23 protein-coding genes and 4 tRNA genes are annotated in these 26,524 nt (G+C 61.7%); 10 read left to right on the forward strand and 17 right to left on the reverse strand.

The window, feature by feature from the left end:
* Positions 1–35: 35 nt before the first annotated feature.
* From AB5Y59_RS04335 to AB5Y59_RS04350, 4 genes are all read right to left on the reverse strand, one after another.
* Positions 36–1,994 carry an ATP-binding protein gene (locus AB5Y59_RS04335; protein ID WP_039040659.1) on the reverse strand — a complete coding sequence of 653 codons (1,959 nt, stop codon included), beginning with the start codon at positions 1,992–1,994 and terminating at the stop codon, positions 36–38.
* Between the two features lie 120 nt (positions 1,995–2,114).
* Positions 2,115–5,195 carry a multidrug efflux RND transporter permease subunit gene (locus AB5Y59_RS04340; RefSeq protein ID WP_201889018.1) on the reverse strand — a complete coding sequence of 1,027 codons (3,081 nt, stop codon included), beginning with the start codon at positions 5,193–5,195 and terminating at the stop codon, positions 2,115–2,117.
* A 15-nt stretch (positions 5,196–5,210) separates the two neighbouring features.
* Positions 5,211–6,317, reverse strand: coding sequence for an efflux RND transporter periplasmic adaptor subunit (locus AB5Y59_RS04345; RefSeq protein WP_041212081.1), 1,107 nt, complete (start codon positions 6,315–6,317; stop codon positions 5,211–5,213).
* Positions 6,314–6,904 (reverse strand): TetR/AcrR family transcriptional regulator, encoded by a 591-nt coding sequence (locus AB5Y59_RS04350; RefSeq protein ID WP_010672311.1) that lies wholly within the window; start codon positions 6,902–6,904, stop codon positions 6,314–6,316. Before AB5Y59_RS04350 ends, AB5Y59_RS04345 begins: the two co-directional genes overlap by 4 nt.
* 263 nt (positions 6,905–7,167) lie before the next feature.
* On the opposite strand from AB5Y59_RS04350, the gene AB5Y59_RS04355 reads away from it, so the two are divergent.
* From AB5Y59_RS04355 to AB5Y59_RS04375, 5 genes are all read left to right on the forward strand, one after another.
* A tRNA-Arg gene (locus AB5Y59_RS04355) sits at positions 7,168–7,244 on the forward strand.
* Between the two features lie 50 nt (positions 7,245–7,294).
* Positions 7,295–7,370, forward strand: a tRNA-His gene (locus AB5Y59_RS04360).
* 20 nt (positions 7,371–7,390) lie between these two features.
* Positions 7,391–7,476 (forward strand) — tRNA-Leu (locus AB5Y59_RS04365).
* Between the two features lie 59 nt (positions 7,477–7,535).
* Positions 7,536–7,612: transfer RNA gene (locus tag AB5Y59_RS04370), tRNA-Pro, on the forward strand.
* A 171-nt stretch (positions 7,613–7,783) separates the two neighbouring features.
* Positions 7,784–8,302: a ricin-type beta-trefoil lectin domain protein gene (locus AB5Y59_RS04375; protein WP_069651594.1), complete on the forward strand. Its 519-nt coding sequence runs from the start codon at positions 7,784–7,786 to the stop codon at positions 8,300–8,302.
* A gap of 70 nt (positions 8,303–8,372) precedes the next feature.
* Here AB5Y59_RS04375 and AB5Y59_RS04380 read toward each other — a convergent pair whose 3' ends face one another.
* The 7 genes from AB5Y59_RS04380 to AB5Y59_RS04410 all read right to left on the reverse strand — a co-directional run bounded on the left by AB5Y59_RS04380 (position 8,373) and on the right by AB5Y59_RS04410 (position 15,752).
* Positions 8,373–9,176, reverse strand: a complete 804-nt coding sequence (locus tag AB5Y59_RS04380) for a Cof-type HAD-IIB family hydrolase (protein WP_102949268.1) — start codon at positions 9,174–9,176, stop codon at positions 8,373–8,375.
* 103 nt (positions 9,177–9,279) lie between these two features.
* Complete coding sequence (locus tag AB5Y59_RS04385; protein ID WP_368211532.1) at positions 9,280–10,320, reverse strand: alpha/beta fold hydrolase; 1,041 nt, start codon at positions 10,318–10,320, stop codon at positions 9,280–9,282.
* The gene (trmH, locus tag AB5Y59_RS04390; RefSeq protein WP_161646751.1) at positions 10,310–11,053 is read right to left on the reverse strand and encodes a tRNA (guanosine(18)-2'-O)-methyltransferase TrmH; all 744 of its coding nucleotides are present in this window, start codon (positions 11,051–11,053) and stop codon (positions 10,310–10,312) included. Before trmH ends, AB5Y59_RS04385 begins: the two co-directional genes overlap by 11 nt.
* 107 nt (positions 11,054–11,160) lie before the next feature.
* A complete protein-coding gene (gene spoT, locus AB5Y59_RS04395) occupies positions 11,161–13,278 on the reverse strand; it encodes a bifunctional GTP diphosphokinase/guanosine-3',5'-bis pyrophosphate 3'-pyrophosphohydrolase (RefSeq protein ID WP_039040667.1) in 2,118 nt (705 codons plus the stop codon).
* A gap of 135 nt (positions 13,279–13,413) precedes the next feature.
* Positions 13,414–13,689, reverse strand: a complete 276-nt coding sequence (rpoZ, locus tag AB5Y59_RS04400; RefSeq protein WP_005307060.1) for a DNA-directed RNA polymerase subunit omega — start codon at positions 13,687–13,689, stop codon at positions 13,414–13,416.
* A gap of 79 nt (positions 13,690–13,768) precedes the next feature.
* Positions 13,769–14,395, reverse strand: coding sequence for a guanylate kinase (gmk, locus tag AB5Y59_RS04405; RefSeq protein WP_045522661.1), 627 nt, complete (start codon positions 14,393–14,395; stop codon positions 13,769–13,771).
* A 256-nt stretch (positions 14,396–14,651) separates the two neighbouring features.
* Positions 14,652–15,752, reverse strand: coding sequence for a glycosyltransferase family 9 protein (locus AB5Y59_RS04410; RefSeq protein ID WP_368211533.1), 1,101 nt, complete (start codon positions 15,750–15,752; stop codon positions 14,652–14,654).
* 138 nt (positions 15,753–15,890) lie between these two features.
* Between AB5Y59_RS04410 and AB5Y59_RS04415 the strand changes: the two genes are divergently transcribed.
* Positions 15,891–16,604, forward strand: a complete 714-nt coding sequence (locus AB5Y59_RS04415; protein ID WP_010672321.1) for a 3-deoxy-D-manno-octulosonic acid kinase — start codon at positions 15,891–15,893, stop codon at positions 16,602–16,604.
* Between the two features lie 169 nt (positions 16,605–16,773).
* A complete protein-coding gene (locus AB5Y59_RS04420; protein ID WP_039040669.1) occupies positions 16,774–17,637 on the forward strand; it encodes a sensor domain-containing diguanylate cyclase in 864 nt (287 codons plus the stop codon).
* Between the two features lie 63 nt (positions 17,638–17,700).
* On the opposite strand, the gene AB5Y59_RS04425 is transcribed toward AB5Y59_RS04420, so the two are convergent.
* On the reverse strand, positions 17,701–18,555 hold the full coding sequence (locus AB5Y59_RS04425; protein WP_053287971.1) for a carboxylate/amino acid/amine transporter: 855 nt from the start codon (positions 18,553–18,555) through the stop codon (positions 17,701–17,703).
* A 42-nt stretch (positions 18,556–18,597) separates the two neighbouring features.
* Here AB5Y59_RS04425 and AB5Y59_RS04430 point away from each other — a divergent pair, with 42 nt between their 5' ends.
* Positions 18,598–19,068: a DUF6314 family protein gene (locus AB5Y59_RS04430; protein ID WP_102949270.1), complete on the forward strand. Its 471-nt coding sequence runs from the start codon at positions 18,598–18,600 to the stop codon at positions 19,066–19,068.
* A 105-nt stretch (positions 19,069–19,173) separates the two neighbouring features.
* On the opposite strand, the gene AB5Y59_RS04435 is transcribed toward AB5Y59_RS04430, so the two are convergent.
* Together AB5Y59_RS04435 and AB5Y59_RS04440 are read right to left on the reverse strand one after the other, a co-directional pair.
* The gene (locus tag AB5Y59_RS04435; RefSeq protein ID WP_010672325.1) at positions 19,174–19,335 is read right to left on the reverse strand and encodes a hypothetical protein; all 162 of its coding nucleotides are present in this window, start codon (positions 19,333–19,335) and stop codon (positions 19,174–19,176) included.
* Positions 19,320–20,219, reverse strand: coding sequence for a DMT family transporter (locus AB5Y59_RS04440; RefSeq protein ID WP_368211534.1), 900 nt, complete (start codon positions 20,217–20,219; stop codon positions 19,320–19,322). Before AB5Y59_RS04440 ends, AB5Y59_RS04435 begins: the two co-directional genes overlap by 16 nt.
* 91 nt (positions 20,220–20,310) lie before the next feature.
* Between AB5Y59_RS04440 and AB5Y59_RS04445 the strand changes: the two genes are divergently transcribed.
* Positions 20,311–21,285 (forward strand): LysR family transcriptional regulator, encoded by a 975-nt coding sequence (locus AB5Y59_RS04445; RefSeq protein ID WP_039040672.1) that lies wholly within the window; start codon positions 20,311–20,313, stop codon positions 21,283–21,285.
* On the opposite strand, the gene trpS is transcribed toward AB5Y59_RS04445, so the two are convergent.
* A complete protein-coding gene (gene trpS, locus AB5Y59_RS04450) occupies positions 21,264–22,277 on the reverse strand; it encodes a tryptophan--tRNA ligase (RefSeq protein ID WP_104455000.1) in 1,014 nt (337 codons plus the stop codon). The two genes, AB5Y59_RS04445 and trpS, sit on opposite strands and share 22 nt — an antisense overlap.
* A gap of 191 nt (positions 22,278–22,468) precedes the next feature.
* On the reverse strand, positions 22,469–22,903 hold the full coding sequence (locus AB5Y59_RS04455) for a universal stress protein (protein ID WP_010672329.1): 435 nt from the start codon (positions 22,901–22,903) through the stop codon (positions 22,469–22,471).
* Between the two features lie 452 nt (positions 22,904–23,355).
* Between AB5Y59_RS04455 and fabV the strand changes: the two genes are divergently transcribed.
* The gene (fabV, locus tag AB5Y59_RS04460) at positions 23,356–24,543 is read left to right on the forward strand and encodes an enoyl-ACP reductase FabV (protein WP_045522675.1); all 1,188 of its coding nucleotides are present in this window, start codon (positions 23,356–23,358) and stop codon (positions 24,541–24,543) included.
* Positions 24,544–24,560: 17 nt separating this feature from the next.
* Here the strand turns inward: fabV and AB5Y59_RS04465 are convergent, their stop codons facing one another.
* Complete coding sequence (locus tag AB5Y59_RS04465; RefSeq protein ID WP_045522677.1) at positions 24,561–26,345, reverse strand: GGDEF domain-containing protein; 1,785 nt, start codon at positions 26,343–26,345, stop codon at positions 24,561–24,563.
* Positions 26,346–26,524: the final 179 nt, after the last annotated feature.

Below are 26,524 nucleotides of genomic sequence, written 5' to 3' on the forward strand. Positions count from 1 at the left end.
TGGGGACAAAGCGGCCGGCCCACAAGAGCCGGTGCTCAGTTCTGCTGGATGGGCAGGCGAATGTGGAACTGGGCGCCCTGGCCCGGTTCGCTGGCGCAGTGGATGCGGCCGCGCAGCAGCTGGACCACCAGGTTGTAGATGATGTGAGTGCCGAGCCCGCTGCCACCCTGGCCCCGCTTGGAGGTGACGAAGGGATCGAAGATGCGCGGCAGTATCTCCGGGGGGATGCCGCGGCCGTTGTCACTGTAGTCGATGACCAGCTCGTCTCCCTGCTGCGCCACCTGGATGGTGATCTTTCTGGGCCTGTCCCAGCCATCGAAACCGTGATGGATGGAGTTGAGGATCAGGTTGGAATAGATCTGGGTGAAGCTGCCCGGGAAGGAGTAGATGCTCAGCTTGGGATCGCACTGGATGTCCACCTCGCACTGGGCCTTCTTGAGCTTGTAGCCGAGGGAGACCACCACCTGATGCAGGTTGTCGGCGAGGCTGAAGTTGTATCGGGCCTCGGAGGACTGATCCACTGCCACCTGCTTGAAGCTGGCGATGAGCTCGGAGGCGCGGCGCAGGTTGCCTTGCAGCAGTTGCATCGACTCGTCGAGATTCTGGGTGAATTCGTTGAGGTAGGTGCGGGAGAGCTGCTTGGCCTCGATATGCTGCTTGAAGTCGGCCACCCGCTCCTGCAGGTAGGAGGAGGCGGTGACGCTGATGCCGATGGGGGTGTTGATCTCGTGGGCCACGCCGGCAACCAGGGAACCGAGGGAGGCCATTTTCTCCGACTCCACCAGGGTCTGCTGGGCCTGCTTGAGATCGTCATAGGCCTTGCCCAGCTGGTCGTTGGCATCGCTCAGGCTGCGGGTGCGTTCCGCCACCTTGCCTTCCAGCTGCTCGTTGAACAGGGTGATCTCCCGCTCCACCTTTTTGAGGGGGGTGATGTCATAACCAAAGCCAATCAGGTACTTGAGGTTGGGCCCCTCGTAGAAGGGAGCGAAGGTCCACTGCAGTACCAGCTCGTTGCCCTGCTGATCGTGCATGGTGATCTCCCTGTCCTCCAGAGCGCCCTGCTCGGCCAGGGTGGCGGCCAGCTCGTCACGCTGCTCCTTGCTGACGAAGAGATCCAGCCAGTTGTGCTGCAACAGCTCCTGGTGGTGATAGCCGGTCAGCAGGATGGCCGCCGGGTTGATGCTGGCGATGTTGAGATCCGGCTCCATGCAGCAGATGACCATGTTGGCGGAGTTGATCAGGGTGGCGGAGAAGTCCCGCTCCTGCTGGAGCTGATCGGCGGCCTGATGGCGGGCCGTGAACTCGTCGTTCAGCCGGGTGCGCATCTGGTTGAGGGTGGCGGCCAGGGTATCGAATTCGTCAGGGGACTTGCGGGGCAGGGGGCGACCCTCCAGGGTCAGCTCCACCGCGAGGCGATCCAGGCTCAGTTTCTGGGCATAGCTGACGATGCGGTTGATATGACGGATCACCAGATAGTAGATGATGACTAGGATGCAGAACGAGACGACCAGGGTCTTGATGGTCTGGCTGACCAGGATCAGCACGGATTTCTCGATGAGGCGCTGGTAGACCTGCTCCAGGGAGGCGGCGACGAACAGCTTGCCGACCACTTCCCCCTGATAGCTCAGGGTGAACTCGCGGGAGATGTCGTATTGGGGCTGCTCCACCCCCTGGGTGAGCAGGGGCACTTCCGAATTGCCCAGCATCTCCTTGACCATGACGAACTGCATGTTGGGCAGGTTCATGATGCCCTCGATCTGCACCTTCACCTGCTCTTCATCCAGATTCCAGAGACTGGCCGAGATGGGTTGCAGGAAGGAGGCCTCGATCTGGCCGATGCTGGCCTCGATGACGGTCACATCCTTGTTGTAGTCCCAGGCGAGCTGAAGCACGGTGATGAGCAGTGCCAGCACCGTACTGCAGATCAGAATGTAGGAAAGCAGACGATAAGAGAGTCCGTTAAGGCCGACGGCCTTGGAGAAGATTCCTGACATGGCGTCCTTGCGGTCTGGATTGAGTGCGGTTTAGTTTAACTGCTTCATGGACTTATGTCGTGTGTCATCCAATGGATAAAAATAAGGCCCCTTTCGGGGCCTTTTTTGTGTGGGCTGGGATCAGTGACCGCCCTTGGCTTTTGCCGGGATGGATTCGTCGAATTCCGGCAGCGGCTTGTGTTCGGATGCCAGGAAGGTGTAGATGACCGGCAGCACGAACAGGGTGAACAGGGTGCCGATGGCCAGACCCGCCACGATGACGATGCCGATGCTGAAGCGCTGTGCTGCCCCCGCACCCGAGGCATAGAGCAGCGGGATAAGGCCTGCGATCATCGCCGCCGTGGTCATCAGGATGGGGCGCAGACGGACCTTGGCAGCCTGCATTACGGCTTGCATCCGGTTCAGACCATGGAGCAGCTGCTCCTCCTTCGCCACCTCGCAGATCAGAATACCGTGCTTGGTAATCAGACCGACGAGGGTGATGAGACCGACCTGGGAGTAGATGTTCATTGTGGCCATGCCCCACGCCAGGGCGATCAGCGCGCCACTGATGGCCAGCGGCACCGACACCATGATGACCAGCGGGTCACGCACGGATTCGAACTGGATCGCCAGCACCAGGAAGATGATGGCCAGGGCCAGGGCGAAGGTGGCGTAGAGCGCATTCCCTTCGGTCACGAACTGGCGGGCTTCACCCATGAAGTCGTAACGATAGCCTTGGGGCAGCTTCTCTTCCGCGGTCGTCTTGAACCAGTTGATTGCATCCCCCATGGCCACGCCCGGTGCCGGCACGGCGCCGATGGTGGCGGAGTTCAGCTGGTTGAAGTGGGGCAGGGCACGGGGCTCTCCCTTCACTTCAATCTTGATCAGGCTGCCCAGCGGGATCGACTTGCCGTCGGCGGCACGCACGTAGTACCCCTTGATGGACTCGGGGTTGAGACGGAACTTGCGCTCCACCTGCGGGATCACCTCGTAGGAGCGGCCATCCAGGTCGATACGGTTGACGTAACCGTCCGCCATCATGGTGCCCATGGTGATGCCGATGTCTTGCATGGTGATGCCGTAGGCACCCGCCTTGTCCTTGTCGATGCTGATCTTCATGGTGGCCGAGTCGTAGTTCAGATCGAGATCCGAATAGACGAACTGGCCGTTGGCCTGGGTTGCCGCCAGCATCTCACCCGCGATCAGGAACAGGCTCTCGAAGCTGTTCGGGGTGGTGATAACGAACTGGATGGGCAAACCGCTCGACGCCCCCGGCAGTTCCGGGAACTGGAAGGTGGTGATGGCCATCCCGGGGATGTCCTTCACCAGACCGGCGACCCGGTCCAGCACCTCTTTCTGGCTCGCTTCACGCTGGCTCCAGGGCACCATGGAGGCGATACCGAACGCCTGATTGGAGTTGAACACCCCCGAGAAGACCTGGGAGTAAGCAATCTCCGGCTGGTCGTCCAGGACTTTGTTCACGTCCGCCATGGTGTTTTCGATGTAGTCCAGGTTGGCGTTGGAAGGCGCCGTCCCCAGCACCGCCATGACGCCTTTGTCCTCGGACGGGGCCAGCTCGCTCGGAATGAACTTGAACAGCAGCGGCAGGCTGGCGAACACGATGACGGCAAACAGGATGACCACGATGCGCTTTTGCATCACGGCATGGAGCATGGCGTCGTAGCGGGCCGTCATCCGGTCCAGCAGATCGTGCACGGTACGCTCGAACTTGCCGGGCTCCTCGTTGGCCCTGAGCATCTTGGCGCACATCATGGGCGACAGGGTCAGGGCGATGATGCCCGAGACGAACACGGCGCCCGCCAGGGTCAGCGCGAACTCCTTGAACAGGGAGCCGGTGATGCCCCCCATCAGGGCGATGGGCGCATACACCGCCGCCAGGGTGACCGTCATGGCGATGACGGGCACGGCGATCTCCCGGGTACCTATGATGGCGGCCCGGAACGGCTCTTCCCCTTCCTTGATGTGACGGTCGACGTTCTCCAGCACCACGATGGCGTCATCCACCACCAGACCGATGGCCAGCACCATCGCCAGCAGGGTCATGAGGTTTATGGAGAAGCCGAACATGTCCATCATCATCACCACGCCGATGAGGCTCAGGGGAATGGTGATGATGGGGATGATGACCGCCCGGAACGAACCGAGGAACAGGGTGATCACCACCAGTACGATGGCGGCCGCCTCCAGTATGGTCTTGATGACCTCGTGGATGGATTCGTTGATGGCGATGGTGGAGTCATACAGGATGTTCACCTGCATGGTGCTCGGCATGTTGCGCTTCAGGCTCGGCAGCAGCTCCAGCACATCGTGGGCGATGTTGATGGGGTTGGCTGTCGGGGCTGCGTTGATGGCCAGAACCACGGCTTCGCGGCCGTTGGCGCTGGCGCGATAGATGTCGTGGCTCTTCTCCAGGGAGACCTTGGCGATGTCGGAGAGACGGATCACCTTGCTGTCGCGGGTGGCGACCACCAGACGCTTGAGCTCTTCGATGTTGCCGACCTGGGTCTCGGCGTTGCCGTTGAACAGGGTGAAATAGCCGGTGGCCTGGCCGGTCGCGGACTGATAGTTGTTGCTGTTGAGCACCGTCATCACGTCGCTTGAGGTCAGGTCAAAGGCGGCCATCTTGGCCGGATCCAGCCACACCCGGAGGGCGAATTCGACCCCGCCATACAGATCCACCTTGGAGACCCCGCCCACGGTAAACAGCTGGGGCTTGATGACCCGCTCCAGGTAGTCGGTGATCTGGCTGGAGTTGAGCTCCGGGCTGGTGAAGCCCATATAGAGCACCGCCGTGGTGGAGCCGGTGGAGGAGGTGACCGAAGGGTCTTCCGCCTCTTTGGGCAACTGGGAACGCACCGAGTTGACCTTGGCCAGGATGTCGGACAGCGCGGCGTTCGGATCGGTGTTGAGCTTCATGTACGCCGTCACCGTGGAACTGCCCAACTGGCTCGAGGAGGTCATGAAGTCGATGTTGTCGGCCTGGGCGACCGCCTGCTCCAGGGGCTGGGTGATGAAGCCCTGGATCAGGTCCGCACTGGCGCCATAGTAGCTGGTGTTGACCGTGATGACGGTGTTGATCACCTCGGGGTATTCACGCACCTGCATCTTGAAGATGGCCTGGAAGCCCAGCAGGGCTATCAGGAAGCTGAGCGAGATCGCCAGCACAGGCCGTTTTATAAATATGTCAGTAAATCGCATCGCAGCTCTCCGCGCTTACAGCATCGGGGTTTGTGCCGGAACGGCAAGGGCATCGTTCTCGACCACGTGCACCTTGGTATCGTTGCTCAGGCGAACCTGACCCGACAGCACGATTTGATCGCCAGCCTTGATGCCGGACAGCACATGGACATCGTTGCCGCGACGCTCACCTGCCTTGACCACCACCTGCTTGGCGCGTTTCACGCCGTCAGCCTCGTGAATGACGTAGACGTTCTCGCCATAGAGGGTGAAGGAGATGGCGGACTGCGGGATCACGATCTGGTCCTTCACCGTGGGCAGTATGATGCTGGCGCGGGCGAACATGCCGGAACGGAGCTGGCCGTCGTTGTTCGGGATGTCTGCCTGCACCTGGATCAGGCCGCTCTGATAGTTGACCGCGGGCTCGATGGCCGTGATCTGGCCGTCAAACTGGGTCTGGGGATAGGCATCCACGTTGATCTTGATGGTCTGTCCCAGGGTGATTTTGGAGATGTCGGTCTGGGGCACAGTGAAGCGCAGGCGCATCACGCTGGTGTCTTCCAGGCGCACGATCTCGGTACCGGGCTCCAGATACTGGCCGAGGAAGACGTTGCGCAGGCCCACGGCGCCGCTGAAGGGGGCTCTCACCTCACGACGGGCTATGGTGGCCTTCAGACTGTCGATGTCCGCCTCGAGGGAGCGGTAGCTTGCCTCGGCATCATCCAGCTGGTCCCGGGAGATGGAGTTCTTCTGATAGAGGTTCTTGTAGCGCTCGAACTTGGCCCTGGCTGCCGGCAGCCTGGCCTGGGAAGAGTTCAGATTGGCTTTTTCCACACTGGAGTCCAGGCTCAGCAGCAGTTGATCCGCTTTGACATGTGCCCCGGATTCGAACCGGATGCTGTCGATGGTGCCTGACAGCTCGCTGGAGAGGGTGACCCCCTGGTTCGGCTCGATGAAGCCGATGGCTTCAATGGTGGGGACCCAGTCCTGCGCCTTGGTGACCATGGCGGTGACCGGGAACTCGGGCTCGGGCCGATTGGCCATGAACTCTGCAATCTTCTTCTGCTTGAACATATTGAAGCCGATGACACTGCCAAACAGGGCGAGTGCTATCAGCAACATGATGGCCATCCACTTTTTCATGAACAGGCTCCTGTGATGGAAACATTAGGGTTTAAAATGGCATTCCAGCTGGCCCGGATGACCGTCTCCAGCTGTTCCTGCGTCAATTCGAAATCGTGAACCCGGCGCTGCTGTGCCAGGTTGGCCACGCAATCCAGACTCAATGCTTGCAACACCAGAATGGGGAGATCGATGAAGAGTCCCTGTTGGCGTCCTTGCTCAAAGAAGCGCTCAAGTGGCGCCCACGTCGCCATTATGACCGGATCCCGCTCCAATTCAGCCCCCAATGGAGAACTTTCGTACTGCAATTTGCACTTGAGTGCATTGGGGTAGCTGGTGAAGATGGCATCGATGTTGAGCCAGAGGCGTCGATACTGCTTATAGGACACCTCTTCTATCTGCACACCTTCCATGACCAGGGGATGACACTTGAGGATAGTGTGCTGATAGAGCTGGCGGATCAGGTCATCCTTGTCGCTGAAATAGCGATAGATGGTGCCTGCCGCCACCTTGGCTTTCTTGGCGACCACGGCAATGGAAAGGCCGTAGAAGCCCTGCTCGCCGAGGATCTCGTGAGCTGCTTCGAAAATGCGTTCTTTCTTATCCATGGTTATCAGAGGTCAACGACTGAATGAACGTTCATTCATTCTAGGTGGGCGCAAAGGCAAGTCAAGCATTGCCCATCATCTCTGACCCTATGGGGTGAGGGATTCAAAAAGTAGTGGGGAATTGCTGGATCCAGCCTGAACAAAACAAAAATAGTTGAAAAGGGTCGGAAGTGATTGAAAAACAGGCACTTGATTCTTTGTGTCAAAAAAAGAGTAGACAAGGTCGGCATCATCATCAATAATGCGCCCCGTTCGACAGCGTAGCGCCCGTAGCTCAGCTGGATAGAGCGCTGCCCTCCGGAGGCAGAGGTCACAGGTTCGAATCCTGTCGGGCGCACCATCAAAAGTGCGCCGGTTAAACGGGCGTGTTGAAGAACGAAAACAGCTGTGGTGGCTGTAGCTCAGTTGGTAGAGTCCCGGATTGTGATTCCGGTTGTCGTGGGTTCGAGCCCCATCAGCCACCCCATTTTACAGCTTGTCAGGTACGCGAAGGTGGCGGAATTGGTAGACGCGCTAGCTTCAGGTGTTAGTGCCCCCCGGGTGTGAGGGTTCGAGTCCCTCTCTTCGCACCATACTTGCTGTATGACGAGGATGACCAGATGGTCATCTTTGTGTTTTTGGAATACCCCCTCGGTGATTAGCGCAGCCCGGTAGCGCATCTGGTTTGGGACCAGAGGGTCAAAGGTTCGAATCCTTTATCACCGACCACATTTGAAAACCCCGCTCAGGCGGGGTTTTTGCTTTTTGGCGTTTCTCTTTCGCTTTTTCCTGTCACGTCTTTTTACACTTCTTCAGGCGCCTGTTCGCCACGAGTTCGCTATGCTGGGGCCCGGAGCCGCGAGACAGGGGACGCTCGGGCACGGACCAGATACAAGGCCTATGCATCACCATATCACTTCTCTTCAACTCTCCGTGCTGGCCATGGCCGCACTGCTGCTGGGTGGTTGCGCCCTGCAGCCGAAACCGGAAGATCTTCTGATGGGCGCCGCCCCCAAGCCAAAGGCCGAACTCGAGGCCACCTTGGTAACCAGTGGTGGCTTCTGCGTGACCCTGAGCGAGCAGGGCCGTCTGCTGACCCAGCCCTGCGATCAGCAACCGAACCAGTCATTCAGCTGGGATGTCGGTGCCCTGCAACTGGCCGGGGATTGCCTGGTCGCCAGAGGGGAAGATGGTCTGGGGATGGAGGCGTGCCGGGAGGAGAGCCATCAATGGCAGTGGCAGGGGGATCGGCTGTTCAATCGGCAGGTGTCGTTGTGCCTGGATGTGGCGGGTCGCCGTCACAAGCCGGCCGTCCCCCTGCGCCTCGCCGAATGCTATGGCGGCGCCAACCAGAGCTTTGAGTGGACGCCCTCCGGCACGCTGTTGAACCGTCTGATGCACCCGGCTCTGGTGTGGTGACAAGAGAGCGAGAAGAAAAAAGGGTGGCCACATGGGCCACCCTTTTTCGATCCGCGATGGGGATGCCTTATCAGCGGGTCTGGGAGGCGAACAGTTTCTCCAGATAGACGGCAACGCCATCTTCATCGGAAGTGAGGGTCTGTTCGTGCTCTGGCAGGGCCAGTTTGAGGCGATCATGGGCGTTGCCCATGACCACGCCACGGCCCACCATGCTCAGCATCTCGAAGTCGTTCATGCCATCGCCGAAGGCCACGGCCTGTGACATCTCCAGGCCGTGCTGCTCCAGCACGGCGCGCACGGCATTACCCTTGTGCACACCGGCATGCATCACCTCGAGGCAGTCAGGCAGGGAGAAGGTGACGTTGAGTCGATCACCATATTGCTGGTTGAGGTGCGCCTCTATCTTCAGCAGCTTGTCGTGGTCGCCGATGTAGAACACCTTGTTGACCCTGTCCATCGGGTGGCTGGCGAGATCCGCCAGACGGTAGCTGAAGCCGGAGTCGTGATGGAACTTCAGCAACCAGGGTAGCTCCTCTTCCACCAGCCACTCGTCGCCGTAGTAGACGTTGATGTGGATGGACGGGTCGCGTTCCATGGCGATCAGCTCGGCCGCCACCGTGCTCGGCAGCGCCTGGTTGTAGACCAGCTGATCCTGCTTGTCGTGTACCACGGCGCCGTTGGAGGTAATGAGGTAGATATCCAGCCCCAGTGCATCGCGGATGCTGCGTACATCCACATGGTGACGGCCGGTGGCGACCACGAACTTGACGCCCTGATCGACCAGACGGTGCAGGGTATCCCGGGTGCGGGAGGAGATCTGGTGCTGCCCGTTGAGCAGGGTACCATCGAGATCGGACACAACTACCTTGAACATCATTACCTCGACTTCAATTGAACGCCGGGGGAGTGTACCCCAGCGTCTGCCGTCACCCCATTTATTTAGGGATCCAAAAAATAACCAGCCCCTTCTGGTCGCGTCAGTAGCGTGCGAAGAAGGCCAGGGTTGCATTGAGCGCGGCCTGGCGCTGGGGATCCGCCTCGATGAAGAGCTCGTGCCAGGCCCCTTCGATGCGCAGCGGCTTGCTCCCTTCACATTGGGCCTTGGCGCAGAAGGCCTCCTGGGCGGCGTTGTCCACCACGCTGTCCTCGCCGGCCTGCAGCAGCAGCAGCGGCGTCTTGATGGCGCCGGCGTCGGCTACGGCCGCGTCCGATCCTGTGATGGCCTGATGGATCCAGTGGGCGGTGGCGCCCCCCAGCCTGACCTGGGGATGCTGCTCGTAGATCTGGCGGAAGGCCTGATAACGCACCGTGCTGTGGGTCAGCTCGTTGTCGGCAAAGCCGTGATCCTCATAGGGTCCCTGACCCGGGCCGTAGGGGGGCTCGCCCACCCAGCCGCCGACCGTGCCGATGGTGGCCGCCAACCCCTTGGCCAGCCACTTGGGCAGGCCGCCGAGGTTGATGCCCATCATGGGGGAGGAGAGCACCGCCGCCTGGATGTCGTTCGGCCAGCGTTCCAGATAGCGGGCCGAGATGGCCCCCCCCATGGAGTGGGCCAGCAGGAACAGCTTGGCAGGCTTGTCCGGTACAATCACTTCGTCATGAAACTGTTTGAGATCGGCGACATAGTCGTCGAACTGGTCGACATACCCCTTCTCTTTGTCGGCCAGCATGCGGTCTGACATTCCCTGGCCGCGATGATCGATGAGGTAGAGGCTGTAACCCTGGCGCCAGAGATCCCAGGCCAGCTCCTGATACTTGAGGTAGCTCTCGACCCGGCCGTTGACGATGAGGATGGCGCGATCGATCTTGGGTTGGCGCAGGGCGGCATAGCGGAGGGTGACCCCGTCCTTGCCCTTGAACTCCCCCTCGACGGCATGCTGGCGCCAGAAGTCGGGCAGGGTCTGCTGATAGAGGGCGGGGATGTCGGCTTCAGTGGTCAGCTGGTAAGGATTGCTCACGGCAAGGGCTCCGGCAGAAAACAGGGTCAGGGCCAGCAGGGGCAGGTGGTTAAGCTTCATCAGTGTACTCTTCCGAAGGATCATCCGATTGCTGGGCGGCCCAGCCCTTGCGGGTCAGCTGCATCTGCTGCCACCAGCGTTCGTCCGCCAGGATCTCGCCGGCCGGACCGAGCTGGGGATAGGGCATCTCTTTCTCCTTGCAGAGCTGGGCATAGACGGGATAGCCCCCCTCGAACAAGATGGTGTTCTGTTCTTCGAGTGTGAGTGGGCAGCCGCGCTGATAACAGCCGGCCAGTTCGCGCTGGCGCTGGGCCTCGTAGAGAATGGCGGCGGCGGCCACCGAGACGTTGAGGGACTGCACCATGCCCACCATGGGGATGACGATATGGTGATCGGCCAGGGCCAGCGCCTCTTCGCCGATGCCGTGCTTCTCCTGGCCCACCAGGATGGCGGTGGGTCTGGTGTAGTCGATGGCACGAAAGTCCACCGAGCTGTCGGAGAGGTGGGTCGCCAGGATCTGCATGCCGGAGGCCTTGAGTTCGGTCACGGCACTGCCGATGTCCGGGTGCAGCTTCACGTCCACCCAGTTCTGGCTGCCGCGGGCGGTGCCCTTGCGCTTGTGGATCCAGCTCTTGGGCCAGACCGCGTGCACCCGGTGGATGCCGATGGCATCGGCAGTGCGCACGATGGCGGCCAGGTTGTGAGGTTTATGAACCTCTTCCATGCAGACGGTCAGGTCGAGCTGGCGCTGGGCCAGCATGTCGGAAATGCGTTTGAAGCGTTCAGGAGTCATGTCGGTTTCTATGTCGTGAGGCCGGTGCATGCAACAAGGCTGGTGGCTTGCGGCATGGGGCCCTGGGTATCTCTTGAAAAGCAGCAGGCGGCTTGCGCCGCCTGTGTTCAGTTTTTCTGTCGGCTCACCCTGAGCACGTTGGGCATGACCCGGATCTTGCGCATGATGTTAGCGAGGTGGATCCGGCTCTTGGTGGTGATGAGCAGGGTGACCACATAGACCCGGCCATCTTTCTCCTCGGTGCTGATGGCGTGGATGTTGGCGCCGGTGGCGGCAATCACGTTGGCCAGCTCCGCCAGGGCGCCCTGGTGGTTGACGATCTCGATGCTGATGCCGGTGCGGAATTCCTGCTCCTGCTCCTTGTCCACCTCCCACTGCACCGGCAGGTATTTGTCCGGTTCGCGGCTGTAGCCCTTGATGTTGCGGCAGGACTCCTGGTGGATCACCAGTCCCTTGCCCGGGCTGATGTGGGCGATGATGGCATCCCCCGGGATGGGGCGGCAGCAGTTGGCGAAGGTGACCAGCATGCCGTCGGCACCCTTGATCGGCATCTTCTTGCTGGTGGATTTGGGCTGCTCTTCCGGCGGCAGCTCATCCCCCAGCATGCGGCGGGCCACCATGACGCTCATGGCGTTGCCAAGGCCCACGTCGGCCAGCAGCCCCTGCAGGTTCTCGTGTTTGGTGTCGGCCAGCACCTGCTTGACGCGGGCTTCCGGGATGTCTTCGATGTTCTTGGCGCCCAGCGCATGGTTGAGCAGGCGACGACCCAGCACCACAGACTCTTCGGTGCGCAGGTTCTTCAGGAACTGACGGATCTTGGAGCGCGCCTTGGTGGTCACCACGAAGTTGAGCCAGGCCGCGTTCGGGCGGGCGCCGGGGGCCGTGATGATCTCCACCGTCTGACCGGAGTGCAGCGGGCTGCTCAGCGGATAGGGGTGGCGGTCGACCCGCGAACCGACGCAGGCATGACCGATGTCGGTGTGCACCGTGTAGGCGAAGTCCACCGGGGTGGCGCCGGCGGGCAGCTCCATGATGCGGCCCTCCGGTGTGAAGACGTAGATCTCGTCGGGGAAGAGGTCGGTCTTGACCCCCTCGATGAACTCGAAGGAGCTGCCGGCGCTCTGTTGCAGCTCCAGCAGGCTCTGCATCCAGCGCTGGGCGCGGATCTGGGCCGTGGTACCCGAGCTGTCCCCATCCTGCTTGTAGGCCCAGTGGGCGGCGACGCCCTTGTCAGCCATCTGGTCCATGAACTCGGTGCGGATCTGCACCTCCACCGGTACCCCGTGGGGCCCCACCAGGGAGGTGTGCAGGGACTGGTAGCCGTTGGTCTTGGGGATGGCGATGTAATCCTTGAAGCGACCGGGGCGCGGCTTGTAGAGGCTGTGCATCTGCCCAAGCACCCGGTAGCAGGTGTCTATGTCTTTCACTCTCACTCTGAAAGCATAGATATCCATCACTTCGTGGAATTGCAGTTCTTTCTTCTCCATCTTGTTGTAGATGGAGAACAGGTTCTTCTCGCGTCCGCTCACCTGGGCATCGATACCGGCTTCCCGCAGACGCCCCTCAATCTCGCTCTGGATGGAGTCGATGATCTCGCGCCGGTTGCCACGGGCGCGGCGCACCGATTCCCGCAGTACCCGGGAGCGCATGGGGTAGAGCGCCTCGAAACCGAGCTCTTCCAGCTCGTTCTTCATGGTGTGAATACCGAGGCGGTTGGCGATGGGGGCGAAAATCTCGAGGGTTTCCCGGGCGATGCGGCGGCGCTTGTCCGGTCGCAAGGAGCCGAGGGTACGCATGTTGTGAGTGCGGTCGGCCAGCTTGATCAGGATGACCCGGATGTCCTGGGTCATGGCCATCATCATCTTGCGGAAGTTCTCGACCTGCGCTTCCTTGCGATCGCGGAATTTGAGCTTGTCGAGCTTGGAGACACCGGAGACCAGCTCGGCGACGGCGTTGCCAAACTGCTCGGCAAGATCGTCCTTGGTGACAGGGGTATCTTCGATGACGTCGTGCAGCACGGCAGCCATCAGGGTCTCGTGATCGAGGCGCATGTCGCCTAGGATGCGGGCCACGGCAACGGGATGAGTGATGTAGGGTTCACCACTGGAACGCATCTGTCCCTGGTGAGCATCACGGGCTACCACATAGGCTTGCCTGAGCTTCTCAACCTGCTCGGGTGGCAGGTAGGAACTGGCTATTTCTTTAAGATTTTCAAATAAATACAAGACAGTCCCCGCAGCGGTTAAACGGCAATCCGTGAAATTGAGGGTATGCCCTCGAGTTTGCGAGGTTTTCGAGCGGTTGTAAATGGGGAGAACAGCCGGCACCCGGGCGGGCGCCGACTATGGGAAGCGACTGACTTAGCCGCGACCTTCTGCGATGGCAGCAACGGCAGCCAGCTCGGCGGCTTCCTGCTCTTGCTGCTCGTAGCGGTCCTGAGTATCCATCACCTGGTTGTTGACCAGACCCAGTTCGATCTCGCGCAGGGCGATCACGGTCGGCTTGTCGTTCTCTTCGTCGACCAGGGGATCCTTGCCTTGTACCGCGATTTGACGAGCGCGGCGCGCGGCGACCAGCACCAGGTCAAAACGGTTACCTACCTGTTTTACAGCATCTTCTACAGTAACGCGGGCCATGCGGGACTCCAGTGTTTGGGCTTTCTGTGATTGAAAAAGCGGTGTTTAAAAATGACGCAAAAGTTTACTTGTTTTTGGCTTACTCTGCCAGTAGCTGTTTCAGCAAGTTTTGCTGGGCCTGCTGTTGCTGACGCATTTCCAGGCGCTGGCACTCTATGATGGCCCTGAGCTGGAACAGTGCCTGATCAAAGTCTTCATTGATGATGACATAGTCATACTCGTCGTAGTGCACCATTTCGGCAATGGCTTTCTCCATCCGGCCCTTGATCACCTCGGCGCTGTCCTGGCCGCGGCCGATCAGGCGGCGCTCCAGCTCCTCGCGGCTGGGGGGCAGGATGAAGATGGACTTGGTCGGCATCAGTTCGCGGATCTGGCGGGCACCCTGCCAGTCGATGTCGAGGAAGACGTCGATGCCCTGCGCCAGACAGGCCTCGATGGCGGCGCGGGAAGTGCCGTAGTAGTTGCCGAAGACTTCTGCCCACTCCAGAAAGTCACCGCGCTCGATCAGCGCCTTGAACTCTTCCACCTTGACGAAGTGGTAGTGCACCCCGTGCTCTTCACCGGGACGGGTGGCGCGGGTGGTGTGGGAGACCGAGAGTTGCATCTTGCCGGCGGCGTTGTGCTGGGTCAGCAAGGCATTGAGCAGACTGGACTTACCGGCCCCGCTCGGGGAAGAGATGATATAGAGAGTGCCTTGTTGCGCCATGTCTGTACCTTTAAGCGATGATCCGCGCTTTGGTTGTAGCAGAGGCCGCCGTCTTGTGCCCGATAAGGGAGACGGTTGCTCGCAATGCGCGGAGGAATCAGAGTCAGGAGGATGTAAAGGCGGCGAATGTTAGCAGATGGGGGCGGATAAAAAAACGGCCGGAATCATATTCCAGCCGATCAAAATATCCGTAGCTTGCTGTGCGGGCGTTACCCACATAGAGGGCCATTCTGCCCACGGAGCCGGGGCCGGGCCATCAGATTATCCCTGCGCCAGGGCTCGGAATTTCCGAGTTGCCCTGGGTCGGTAGAAGATGCTTGTCGGTACAGAGGCGGTCGAAGGCGGCGATGACCCGCTCGCGGCTTATCTTGGCCATGGCGTCAGGATCCTTGAGGCGGGTGCGCCAGCCGAGCTCGGCCAGCGGCTTGCCGGTCTCCTGCTCAATCAGTTCCTGATAGACGCTGACCAGATAATCCCGGCACAGATAGGGGCCGGTACGCTCCGGGTTGTGGTGGGCGTAGAGGCCGATCACGGGTGTCCCCACCAGGGTAGCCATGTGGGCAGGGCCGGTATCCGGGGCCAGCACCAGGCTCGCCTCGCCAATCAGCGCCAGCAATTGCTTGAGGCTGGTTTGCCCCACCAAATCTTCCGGCTTGCTCTGGCTGAGGCGCTGGATCTCGGCGGCGAGATCCCGCTCCAGCCTGGCCGGTCCGCCGCACAGATAGACCTGAAAGCCCTTGTCTGCGGCGTGATCCGCCAGCGCGGCGTAGCCGGCGGCAGTCCAATTCTTGAATGCCTTGCTGGCAGCGGCGCAGATGAGCAGGGTCGGCTTACCACCCACCTTCTCCCGGGCCCAGGTCTGGTGCTCGGCGCTGATGGGCAGTTGCCAGTCCGGGGTCAGATCTTTTATCCCGAGCTCTTTGGCGAAGGCGAGAAAGCCGTCCAGCACGTGGGGGGAGGCGGGTGAGGGGACCCGATGGTTGGTGAACAACCACTGACCGTCGCTGGCGCGCTCCCGATCAAACCCGAGTTTGACCTTGGCCTTGATGCCGAGGGTGGCGATGCTGGCGCGCATGGCGGCCTGCAGGTGGAGCAGTGCATCGAACCTGCGCCCCTTGAGGGTCTGCCAGAGATCGCGATAGCCGCGCCACCCCTTGCTCTTGTCGAAGGGAATGACCTCGACCCCCGGCAGATCGGCGAACAGGGTCGCCTCAATCTTGCCGGTGATCCAGGTGATGCGGGTCTGGGGCCACTCCCGCTGGATGACGCGCACCAGCGCCAGCGCGTGGCAGCAATCTCCGATGGCGGAGAGCCGCAGGATGCAGATGGAGGAGGGCGGCGTTTGGAACAGCGGCATGATGTGGCGCAACGATGGCAAAATGGATGGATGGCATTATGCAAACTCCCCTGTGGATTGTAAAATTGCGCCGGTTGCCCGACCGGCACGGCTTTCTGAATGGATGCCCTGCACCCACTATCGACCGGAATTCTCATCATGCTGACACACACCACCCACAACCAGGTCTGCTGGTATGCCGACGGAGTCTTCCGCGATCCCTCCCCTGCCTTGTTCGATCCTGTCTGGTGGCAGACCCATCGCCAGGTGGTGGGCTCTTCCATCGGCCGCGGGGTGACCTGGTTCGTGAAGGATGAGTCCCGTCACTTGGTGCTGCGTCACTACTACCGTGGCGGCATGGTGGGCAAGCTGGTGCGTGACCGGTTCTGGTTTGAAGGGGTGGAGAGCAGCCGGGCCATGGCTGAATATCGTCTGCTGGCGACCCTGAGTGAACAGGGGCTGCCGGTGCCGCGCCCCTTTGCGGCCCGCATGGTCAAGCAGGGGCCCTTCTATCGGGCCGACATCCTGATCGAGCGTATTCGCGGCGCCAAGGATCTGGTGGCCCTGCTCAAGCAGGGGCCGATCGCCGGTGAGGTGTGGCACAAGATAGGCAAAACGGTGCGCCAGTTGCACGATGCAGGGGTCTATCATGCGGATCTCAACAGCCACAACCTGCTGCTCGACAAGGAGGGCAAGGTGTGGGTGATCGACTTCGACAAAGGAGCCATCCGCTCCCCCGGCAACTGGCAGCAGGCCAACCTGGAGCGGTTGCTGCGCTCCTTCAACAAGGAGTCGCAACTGCACACCAGCTTCCACTTCGTGCCGGAAAACTGGCAGGCCCTGATGGCAGGCTATCAGGGCAAGGTGGCGTGACGTCGGGTTCCACTTCGTAGCTGGAGGCTGGCAGGCCCTGATGGCGGACCACCGGGGGTGAGAGGTGCGAGGCCAGCGATGCTGGCGCGGTTGCTCGGCGCCAGCACCAATGTTACTTATTGAGTGTGATTGCTTGGACAGATATTCAGATCCGGTTTCGAGGCGCGTGATGGAAAGGTATGAGACTCCCGGGGTTGAGGTCACCACTCCCCTTGAGGTGACGCTGATGGCACAGGCCATGGCGATGTTGGAGGCCGGGATCTGGACCTGGTCGGCCGGGCAGGGTCTGAGGCGGGACCCTTCCTGTCTGCAACTGCTGGGTCTGGAGGGGGGCGAGCTGGGAGATCTCGGCTGGCTGGATCGGGTACATCCGGATGATGCTCCCCGTCTGGCAGAGGCCCTGGAGGCCTGTCAGCAAGGGCGCAGCAACGGGCTTCGACTCGAGTACCGCATCCTGCACCATCAGGGCCATTACATCCGGCTGGAGGAGCGGGTCCGTCGCGACGAAGGGGGTCAACTGCTGGGGGTGGTTCGCCATCTGGATGCCGCCATGGCGCCCCTGGAGGATCGCCACGACACGGATCCCCTCACCGGCCTCGAGAGCCGCAGCCACTTCGAGCTGTTGCTGGATGAACGGCTGGCCAGCGAGAGCGGCAGTTTCTGTCTGCTGCAGTTCAGCGTGGATCACCGCAGCAAGATCCTGCAGTTGTTCGGGGAGGCGGCCTGCGACGCCATGCTGGCCAAGCTGGCCCGCATCGTGCGCCGCGAGCTGCGCCGGGAAGATCCCTTCGCTCGTTGGGACGAAGACGGCTTCATCCTGATGCTCTCCCAGACCGATCGGTTGAGCGGCCTGGAGATTGCCGAGCGGCTGCGTCTTGAGATCGCCGACGCCAGCCTGCTGCCCCAGCGCCCGGTGACCGTGAGCATCGGCCTGGTGCAGAGCCAGAGTGCCGAGCAGCTCGATCACCTGCTGGCCCGGTTGGCCTCCTGCCACGGTCAGGCGAAGCGGGAACACAACGCCGTGGTCGGCTGACGGCCAGTCACTGTCCGCGTACCCATTGACGCCGATGGACCCATCAGCGTCAATGGTTTTCAGTCAGCGCTCACTGACCTGCTGACGCTGGCAGACCCAGAGAGAAGCCAGCATCAGCAGGGCGCCCAGACCGAGCCTGAGCAGGTCGGTATCCTTTCCCCAGAGCACCAGATTGACCAGCAGACCCGCGGGGATCAAGGCGTTGTTCATGATGGCCAGCACGCCGCTGCTGACCAGGGTCGCCCCCTTGTTCCACAGGAAGTAGCCGAGCCCGGATGCCCCGACCCCCAGCCAGAAGAGGATGCCCCATTGCAGGGAGCTGGCGGGATATTGAGGTTTGCCCAGCAGCCACCAGGCGGGCAGGGCGATCACCAGGGCGCCCAGATAGAAGCAGCCGAACACCGCCAACTGGGGCGGCTGCTCAGCCTCCCGGGCCAGCAGCACCTTGTAGCCTACCTGGCCCAGAGCGAAGCAGACGTTGGCGCCCTGCACCACCAGGAATCCCAGTACATAGTTTTCGGTCAGGCCGTCGAAACGGATGACGGCCGCCCCCAGCACCGCCAGCAGTGCCCCCCACAGATAGACAGGCTTGAAGCGCCCTTCCAGCAGGTCGTGGATCAGGGTGACATAGATGGGGGTGAAGATGGTGAACACCAGCACTTCCGGTACCGTCAAGAGCAGGAAGGAGTGGTAGTAGAAGAGATACATGATGCCGAGCTGGATGGCACCGAGGGCCATCAGCTTGGCCACCAGATCGGGGCGCAGCCAGCGACGGCGCAGGAAGGGCAGAAACACCAGGCTGGCGAGCACGATGCGGGTCAGTACCGAGAAGTAGGCATCCACCTGACCGGCAAGGTAGACCCCGATCAGGCTGAAGGAGAAGGACCAGAGCAGGGTAACCCCTATCAAGTAGTTCATGTGATTGAATTGTCGTCAGTTGTCAATTTGGAGGGCGCTATGATGGCCGAGTTGGAAGGCGCGATCCAGCGTTTATGGGAAGGGTTGTCACAGATCGGAGCATTTGCCTTCGAGGCGAGCAACGGGGCCGGATCCGCCACCGACTGGTGCGGTCGCGGGGAGGGGGCCGTGGTGGTGACCGATCACCATGGGGGGTGGCTGTATGCCGAGACGGGTCGCTACACCACGCCCCATGGCCGGGAGCTGACCATGCACAACCGCTTCTGGTGGCAGCGCACCGCACGGGGGATCATGCTCTCCCACCTGCGCTACGAGCAGCCGGTGATGCTGTTCGAGCTGTTGCCCCGGGGGGACGGGCACTGGGTCACGGCCGAGCCTCACCTGTGCGGGCAGGATCACTACAGCGCCGAGCTGACCGAAACCGGCGGGGGCTTCCTGCTCGCCTGGCAGATAACGGGGCCGCGCAAGAACGAGCGGTTGAGTTATCGCTACGGACCAGAGGCGCAGAGATAAAAAAACCGGCGCAGGGCGCCGGTAGAGGGGACAAATCGGAGGTTTTGTTAAAACGGTCCCAAAAACAGGAGAGATGCACTCTCGTCACACACGCAGAGAGGGTCTTCAGGCATTCAGTGCATAGTTCAGCATGGCTTGCAGCTTGCTGTCGAAGAACCAGGGCAGCAGCACCATCAGCAGACCCAGCACCCCGGCCAGCCGGTGGCGATACTGCCAGCCGGCTATCAGTACCAGACCGCCGCAGAGGGTGGTCAGGATGCCTGACATAGGGCAGCCTCCCGCTGTTGGCGGCGCTGCTGTGCCCACTGGTTGAGGGCGACCGAACCCAGGATAAGGGCCAGCGCCACGCCCGTGGTGGACTGGATCTGCTCGCCGAGGAACAGGGCTCCCAGCATGACGCCGAACAGCGGCACCAGGTAGTTGCTGAAGGAGGCGAAGGTCGGGCCCGCCTTCTGGATCAGCGCCATGTAGAGGAAGTAGACCAGGCCGGTACAGAAGATCCCCAGCATGGCGACGGCGCCCATGGCCTGCTGGCTCGGCAGGGTGAGGCTGCTCAGGTCGGCCACGAAGGGCGCGGCCAGCAGCAGCTGGATGGCCGAGGAGATCAGGATGTTGCGGGCCACGACCACAGGATGGTCCTTGGCGAAGCGCTTGATCATCAGCAGGCCAATGGCGAAGCAGCTGGCACCGAACAGGATGGCCATGGCACCGAGCAGGCCGGCATTCATGCCGCTGGTCAGCTTGGGCCAGAACAGTATCAGCACGCCGATGAAGCCGATGATCACGGAGACGAGGCCGCCCTTGGTGATTCTTTCACCAGAAATAAACAAGGGAGCCGCCAGAATGGTCACAAAGGGGATACAACCCATGACCACGGCCGCGATGGCGCTGTCCACGTACTGTTGTCCCCAGGCCACCATGATGAAGGGGATGGTGGCGTCGAGCAGGGCGATCAGCATATAGGTTCGCCAGGGTGTGTGTTCACTCTTGAGGCGCATGAACAGGCAGAGCAGACCCAGGGTCAGGCTGCCGCACAGGGCGCGTCCGGCGGCCACCATGATGGGGGGCAGTTCAGCCACGGCCTGGTGCATGAAAATGAACTGGGAGCCCCACAACAGGCCGATCGCCAGCAACAACAGATAGCTACGCATTTGAATCTCCGATGTAATTCGCCTGCGCATTCTATGCAATCTGCTACTATGCCAAAAATGAATTGTCGTCATTCAACTATGGCCAATATCGATGGAACTGCCCCTCTCCCGCCTCGACCTCAACCTGCTCACCGTGTTCGACATGCTGATGCAGGAGCGCAACGTCACCCGTGCCGCCGAACGGCTGCACCTCTCCCAGTCCACCGTCAGCCATGCGCTGGGGCGGCTGCGAACGGCGCTTGACGACCCCCTGTTCGTGATGAGTCGGCGCGAGATGATGCCGACCGAACGGGCCAAGGCGCTGGCGAGCCCGGTGCGCCAGGCGCTGGCCATGCTGGAGCAGGGGCTGCGTCAGGCCAAGGGATTCGACCCGGCAAGTGCGCGGCGGATCTTTCGCATCGCCACCCCGGGCTCGGTGGAGCACGGCCTGGTGCCGGTGCTGGTGGAGTGGATGGTGCAACAGGCTCCCCACTGCCGACTGGAAGTGTGCGAGCTGGCGGACAGCGACTACGAGCGGGAGCTGGAGAAGGGGGAACTGGATTTGGTGATCGGGTTTGCCGGTGCCAACCATCTCTCGCCCCGGTTGTGGCGCGAGGAGTGGTTCAGCAATCCGCTGGTCTGTTTGTCGCCCCTCGGCAGCGCCCTACCCGACATGCTGGGGCCGGGAGAACTGGTCAGCCGCCCCCATATCCACACCTCCAGCTGGGGCCACAGCCAGGCCATGGTGGATCTCTGGCTGGCCCGTTTCGGGGTGGAGCGGGAGCTGGGGGTCAGGCTGCCGAGCTTTATGGCGGTACCGCCGCTGATGGCGACCGGCCGCTACCTGGTGGTGGTGCCCGAGATGATCGGGCGCCACTTCTGTCGCCACTATCCGTTGCGCCTGCACCAGCTGGAACCCGCCATCCCCATCGTCTATCTGATGGCGGGCCACCCGCTCAGTGCCCATGACGAGGCGATCGGCTGGTTCAAGGGGTTGTTGCACCGGCTGGCGAGGGAGCGCTACGGCGCGGATGCGCTCGGCCATCCCGCGCCGCAGGGGGCAGATCACGCCAATCCGGAGAAGTAGTCCAGCCCCATCGCCCCCTTCACCTCGGCCAGCACCTCGTCGGTGAGGGCCCGGGCCTGCTCGGTGCCCTGCTGCAACAGGCGCAGCAGCTGGCGCTTGTCGGCGATGGCTGCCTCGCGCCGCTCCCGCATCGGAGCGAGCAGGGTCTGCAGGCAGTCGTTGAGTACCTGCTTGCAGCGCATGTCCCCCAGACCACCGCGCTGGTAATGGGCCTTCATCTCGGCCACCAGGGCCTTGTCAGGGTGGAAGGCATCCAGATAGGCGAACACCGTATTGCCCTCCACCTGACCCGGATCGCTCACCTTGAGGTGATTGGGGTCGGTATACATGGCGAACACCGCCTGCTTGATCTCGTCGCTCGACATGCCGAGTTCGATGGTGTTGCCAAGGGACTTTGACATCTTGGCCTTGCCGTCGATGCCGGGCAGGCGGCCGGTGTCGCTCAGGATGGGCTGGCACTCGGTCAGCACCTCTTTGCCAACCAGGGTGTTGAAGCGGCGCACTATCTCGTTGGTCTGCTCCAGCATGGGCAGCTGATCCTCGCCCACCGGCACGTGAGTGGCACGAAAGGCGGTGATGTCGGCGGCCTGGCTGACCGGATAGACGAGGAAGCCGGCGGGCAGGCTGCGCTCGAACCCTTTTTGCTGGATCTCGGCCTTGACGGTGGGGTTGCGCTCCAGCCGGGCGACGCTGACCAGGTTGAGGTAGTAGGTCGTGAGTTCGGCGAGGGCGGGCAGGGCGCTCTGCAGGCAGAAGGTGGTCTTGGCCGGGTCGAGGCCGGCGGCGAGGTAGTCGGCCATCACCTCCAGCACGTGGTCGGTCACCTTGGCCGGGTTGTGGCCGTTGTCGGTCAGCGCCTGCAGATCGGCGATCATGACGAACTGGCGGTAATGGTGCTGGGCGGCCACGCGCTGGCGCAGGGAGCCGACGTAATGGCCGATGTGCAGTTTGCCGGTGGGGCGGTCGCCGGTCAGGATCACGGGGTTGTGCATGTCACTCTCTCCAGTTGGGTGAGCCGGGAGGCGACAAAGGGATGAAAACAATGACAGCCTCTCGGCGGTCACGGTGTTTTCTTTTGGAAATTTTACATAGAAAAGCAGTGCCGCCTGTTTAGAAGCAGCACCACCAGTAGTTGTGATTGAATGAGGTCATATTCATGGCAAATCACACTACGCCTGTTCGATCACTTCTGCAAGGGCACGACCAGCATGTCGCAGGGCACGGTATTCATCAGCTGGCGTGCGCTCGAGGTGAGCAGGCTCCAGAAGCTCTGGCGATGGCCGCACACCAGCAGGTCGATCTGGTAGTCCTTGACCGCCTGGTTGACCCGCTCGCTCAGATCGCCGCAGATCACCAATTTCTTCTCGATGGGGTAGTCCACCGAGGCGAGGAAGGCTTCCAGCTTCTCCTTCGCTTCGGCGATCACCTGGTCCTGCACGTTGTCGATGTCGATGTCGATCATCTCGGTGTAGAGATCCTTGAGGTCCACATCCACATGGATCACCGACAGCTTGGCGCCGTTGGAGCGGGCCCGGTCGACCGCCTTCTCGATCACCTTGCGGTTGTCTTCCGACAGGTCGATCGCGGCCAGTACGTGTTTGTAATAGGTTCCATTCATGGGAGTTCTCCTCACTGATCCTGGGTCCACTATACCAATGTCTGCTGAAACTAAAACGGCATCGTCGCCACAGTTTCAGGATTTGCCTGACCCCGAACCGGAAGGCGTAGAGGTGCAGGTGGCCGGGGAGTGCATATTTTGAACAGGAGTTTGACGCCGGTCACAGGCGTGCTATTGCCCTCGGGAAGGTGGGGGAATAGGATGTGCCCGTGCTTCGCAATGAACACAAAACAACAAAAAGCATCTGAATACCGCTTTGGGGAGCCTCGCGCTCCCTTTTGTTTTTCTGCCCTCTTCCAGCCCATATCCCGTCCGACATCAAGGTAATCCTGCCCCCCTTGGTTATGCTGTAGCCAGTTCCCTTGGCAAAATGGCCAGGGCTCCTCACCTGCAACCGGGTGACGCTGTCATGGCCGTTTCTCATGTCCCACCGATGCACCGGAGAGTCCTTCATGATCATTCATCCCCAGATCCAGGGTTGTGTTGCCCGCAATTGCCACCCCATGGGTTGTCGCGCCGCCGTGCTGCAACAGATCGAACAGGTGCGGGCGGCGGGGCCGTTCAACGGGCCGAAACGGGTGCTGGTGCTGGGGGCATCGTCCGGTTTCGGGCTGGCGTCCCGGATCGCGCTCACCTTCGGCGCCGGTGCCGATACCCTGGGCGTCTCGTTCGAGCGGGGTCCCTCCGACAAGGGGCTCGGCAGTGCTGGCTGGTACAACAACATCTGGTTTCGTCAGGCGGCGGAGCAAGCCGGTCGTATCGCCGTCAACCTGATCGGGGATGCCTTCTCCGACACCATGCGCCAGCAGGCCATCGACGTCATCCGCCAGCAGCTCGGGCAGGTGGATCTGGTGGTCTATTCGCTGGCGAGCGGAGTCAGGGTGATGCCGGATGGCACACAGGTACGCTCGGTGCTCAAGACCACAGGCCAGCCGCTGCAAGGCTGGGGGCTGGATCTGGAGCACGATGCGCTGGTGCAGCAGTCGCTGGTGCCAGCCACCCCGGAGGAGATCCGCGACACCGTCACCGTGATGGGGGGAGAGGACTGGCAGCGCTGGATGCAGGCATTGCAGCAGGCGGATTGCCTGGCCCCCGGTGCCCGGACCGTCGCCTACTCCTACATTGGCCCCGAGTCCACCTATCCCCTCTATCGGGACGGCACCATCGGCTATGCCAAGGAGCACCTGCACGCCACCGCCGAGACCATCAACCTGCAACTTGCCGGGATTGGCGGTCATGCCTGGGTGTCGGTCTGCAAGGCGCTGGTGACCAAGGCGAGCGTGTTTATTCCGGTGCTGCCTGTCTATCTGGGCCTGTTGATGGGGGTGATGAAGGAGCGTGGTGTCCACGAGGGCTGCATCGAGCAGATGCAGCGGCTGTTTGCCGACAAGATGTACGGGCCCAGAGGGGTCGTCGCCGATGGCAACCGGCTGATCCGGATGGATGACCACGAGCTTGAGCCAGCGGTGCAGGCCGCCGTCTCGGCACTCTGGCCCAAGGTGACGCCGGAGAACTTCCGCACCCTGGGGGATTTTGCCGGGTTGCGCCAGGAGTTCATGCAGCTAAACGGCTTCGAGCTGCCGGGGGTGGATTACGGTGCGCCGGTGAACGTGGCGTCACTCACTGAGCTGACGCCCTGACACCCGCACGAGGGGCATCAGGCGACGTTGCAGGCCAGTTCAGGGGAAAGGTGGGGAGACTGGGCCAGCACGGTCTGGTTGCGCCCCTGGCGCTTCGCCTGATACATGGCCATGTCGGCCCGATGAATGAGCTGGCTCAGGCTGTCATCCTGCGTCGAGCGTTCCGCCACCCCGATGCTGATGGTCATGTGGGGGGCGGCCAGGTAGGCGATCCGGCTTCTCAGCTGCTCCGCCAGCCGCCAGCAGGTGGCCCCGTCCTGGGTCATGGCCACCAGAAATTCTTCCCCGCCCCAGCGCCCGATCAATTGCTGGTCCGGTGCCCAGCTCTTGAGCTCCCTGGCCAACTGCCGGATAGCCTGATCCCCCGCCTGGTGACCATGCTTGTCGTTGATCTGCTTGAAGTGATCGATGTCGATGATGAGCAGGGTCAGGGGCGTTTCGTGCAGCCACTGTTGACCCAGTCTCTCCAGCAGGGCGCGCCGGTTTGGCAGCCCGGTCAGCTGATCGAAGGTGGCGAGCTTGTAGAGGTGGCGCGAGCTGCGGTGGAGCCTGCGGGTGGTGAGCCCGAGCAGGATCAAGGCGACGGCCAGCAGCACCAGCAGCAGCAATTGGTAGTAGCGGGCACTCTGCTGGTAGAGCAGTTGCTGGCGCTTGCTCTCGTTTTCCTGCTGCAACGCGCGATTGCTGGCCTCGCTGCGAGCCAGATCCATCTCGACCTGGAAGGCGGCTGCGTGCTGGCTCAGGGTCTGGTTGAAGTGCTGCTTGTAGTACTGCATGTAGCGGGTCATGGCCCCATAGGCCTCGGGGTAGCGGCCCAGATCGGCCAGCAACCTGGCCTGCATCGCCCGACCATCCATGGAGAGAGGGGCGGTGTGCTCCATCAGCAGTTGCAGGGCCAGCTGCTTCTCGCCACGACCCAGCAGGGTTCTTGCCCGGATCTCGGTCAGACGGGAGGCCGCCTGCGGGCTATCCAGCCTGTCATAGATGGCTTGTGCCTCCTCCAGGCTGCGCCAGGCTGAGTGCCAGTCCGCCCGTGCGTTGAACACCATGGCCTGGTAGCCGAGGACGATGGCGCGATAGTGGGGTGACAGGCTCGGCGTGGCCAGCAGGGTATCGAGCAACTGGCTGGCTCTGGCAGGCTGGCCCATGTCGATGTAGAGCCTGGCCATGTTGGCCCGGATGATGGCCTGGCTGTTGGGCTCGTTGAGCTGCACCATCTGGCCGAGGGCATCCTGATAATAGGTCTCGGCCTCACGGTAGAGATTGAGGTCCGCATAGAGGTTGCCGAGGGTCATCAGCAGACGGCCGCACTGCAAGGTGGAGAGGATGGAACCCGGCTCTTTCTGCTTGAGGTGATAGGCGGTCTTGAGCTCGAGGATCGCCTCTTTCATCTGCTGGGTACGGTAGAGGGCGAGCCCGTTGAGGGCATGCCACTCCGAGACCTGCCTGGGGTGATGCCGGACTGCTGGCCAGAGCTGGGTTAGCAGATCGAGCGCCTGATCCGGCGTATCGGCATCCAGGGTCAGGGCAATCTGCTGCAACCGGAAGTCGAGCAGGCGAAGGGTCTCCTGCTGGGCATTGGCCAGACCGCGGGCGCGGGCATTGTCGCGCTGTGCCTGTGGATAGCGGCCAAGGGCTGCCTGGGCCAGGGACCTGGCGTAGAACAGTTCCATATCCTGCTGGGGACTGGCGTCGAGGCGCTGCAGATAGCCGACGGGATCGCGCGCCGCCTGCAATTCAGCCTCTTTCAGCAAGGAGGGAGCTGCCTGCAACTGGGTCATCCAGAGCAGCGCCAGTGCCATTATGAATCTCATTGAATCCTTTCCCCGACCAATGGCGCCATCATAATGGCTGATGTCACCTACACCATGTTTCTTTGCTTCTCTATAACCGTATGGGGGAGAGGATGAGGTGAAAAGTCGTCGCAACTGCGGGGTGCGTCGGTTGTCTCTGGTTGCGTCAGGATGCAACAGTGGCGACA

It is taken from the genome of Aeromonas sp. s10 (genome assembly GCF_040907975.1).
Classification (GTDB): Bacteria; Pseudomonadota; Gammaproteobacteria; order Enterobacterales; family Aeromonadaceae; genus Aeromonas; species Aeromonas caviae.

Coding starts and splice junctions, on each gene's coding strand:
- AB5Y59_RS04425 (WP_053287971.1), bottom strand. CDS start 18,555: ATGAACTACTTGATAGGGGTTACCCTGCTCTGGTCCTTCTCCTTCAGC.
- AB5Y59_RS04465 (WP_045522677.1), bottom strand. CDS start 26,345: ATGGCACTGGCGCTGCTCTGGATGACCCAGTTGCAGGCAGCTCCCTCC.
- AB5Y59_RS04340 (WP_201889018.1), bottom strand. CDS start 5,195: ATGCGATTTACTGACATATTTATAAAACGGCCTGTGCTGGCGATCTCG.
- rpoZ (WP_005307060.1), bottom strand. CDS start 13,689: ATGGCCCGCGTTACTGTAGAAGATGCTGTAAAACAGGTAGGTAACCGT.
- AB5Y59_RS04410 (WP_368211533.1), bottom strand. CDS start 15,752: ATGCCGCTGTTCCAAACGCCGCCCTCCTCCATCTGCATCCTGCGGCTC.
- trpS (WP_104455000.1), bottom strand. CDS start 22,277: ATGCACAACCCCGTGATCCTGACCGGCGACCGCCCCACCGGCAAACTG.
- AB5Y59_RS04335 (WP_039040659.1), bottom strand. CDS start 1,994: ATGTCAGGAATCTTCTCCAAGGCCGTCGGCCTTAACGGACTCTCTTAT.
- AB5Y59_RS04385 (WP_368211532.1), bottom strand. CDS start 10,320: ATGAAGCTTAACCACCTGCCCCTGCTGGCCCTGACCCTGTTTTCTGCC.
- AB5Y59_RS04420 (WP_039040669.1), top strand. CDS start 16,774: ATGGAAAGGTATGAGACTCCCGGGGTTGAGGTCACCACTCCCCTTGAG.
- AB5Y59_RS04445 (WP_039040672.1), top strand. CDS start 20,311: ATGGAACTGCCCCTCTCCCGCCTCGACCTCAACCTGCTCACCGTGTTC.
- AB5Y59_RS04440 (WP_368211534.1), bottom strand. CDS start 20,219: ATGCGTAGCTATCTGTTGTTGCTGGCGATCGGCCTGTTGTGGGGCTCC.
- AB5Y59_RS04455 (WP_010672329.1), bottom strand. CDS start 22,903: ATGAATGGAACCTATTACAAACACGTACTGGCCGCGATCGACCTGTCG.
- gmk (WP_045522661.1), bottom strand. CDS start 14,395: ATGGCGCAACAAGGCACTCTCTATATCATCTCTTCCCCGAGCGGGGCC.
- fabV (WP_045522675.1), top strand. CDS start 23,356: ATGATCATTCATCCCCAGATCCAGGGTTGTGTTGCCCGCAATTGCCAC.
- AB5Y59_RS04375 (WP_069651594.1), top strand. CDS start 7,784: ATGCATCACCATATCACTTCTCTTCAACTCTCCGTGCTGGCCATGGCC.
- trmH (WP_161646751.1), bottom strand. CDS start 11,053: ATGACTCCTGAACGCTTCAAACGCATTTCCGACATGCTGGCCCAGCGC.
- AB5Y59_RS04415 (WP_010672321.1), top strand. CDS start 15,891: ATGCTGACACACACCACCCACAACCAGGTCTGCTGGTATGCCGACGGA.
- AB5Y59_RS04430 (WP_102949270.1), top strand. CDS start 18,598: ATGGCCGAGTTGGAAGGCGCGATCCAGCGTTTATGGGAAGGGTTGTCA.
- AB5Y59_RS04345 (WP_041212081.1), bottom strand. CDS start 6,317: ATGAAAAAGTGGATGGCCATCATGTTGCTGATAGCACTCGCCCTGTTT.
- AB5Y59_RS04350 (WP_010672311.1), bottom strand. CDS start 6,904: ATGGATAAGAAAGAACGCATTTTCGAAGCAGCTCACGAGATCCTCGGC.
- AB5Y59_RS04435 (WP_010672325.1), bottom strand. CDS start 19,335: ATGTCAGGCATCCTGACCACCCTCTGCGGCGGTCTGGTACTGATAGCC.
- AB5Y59_RS04380 (WP_102949268.1), bottom strand. CDS start 9,176: ATGTTCAAGGTAGTTGTGTCCGATCTCGATGGTACCCTGCTCAACGGG.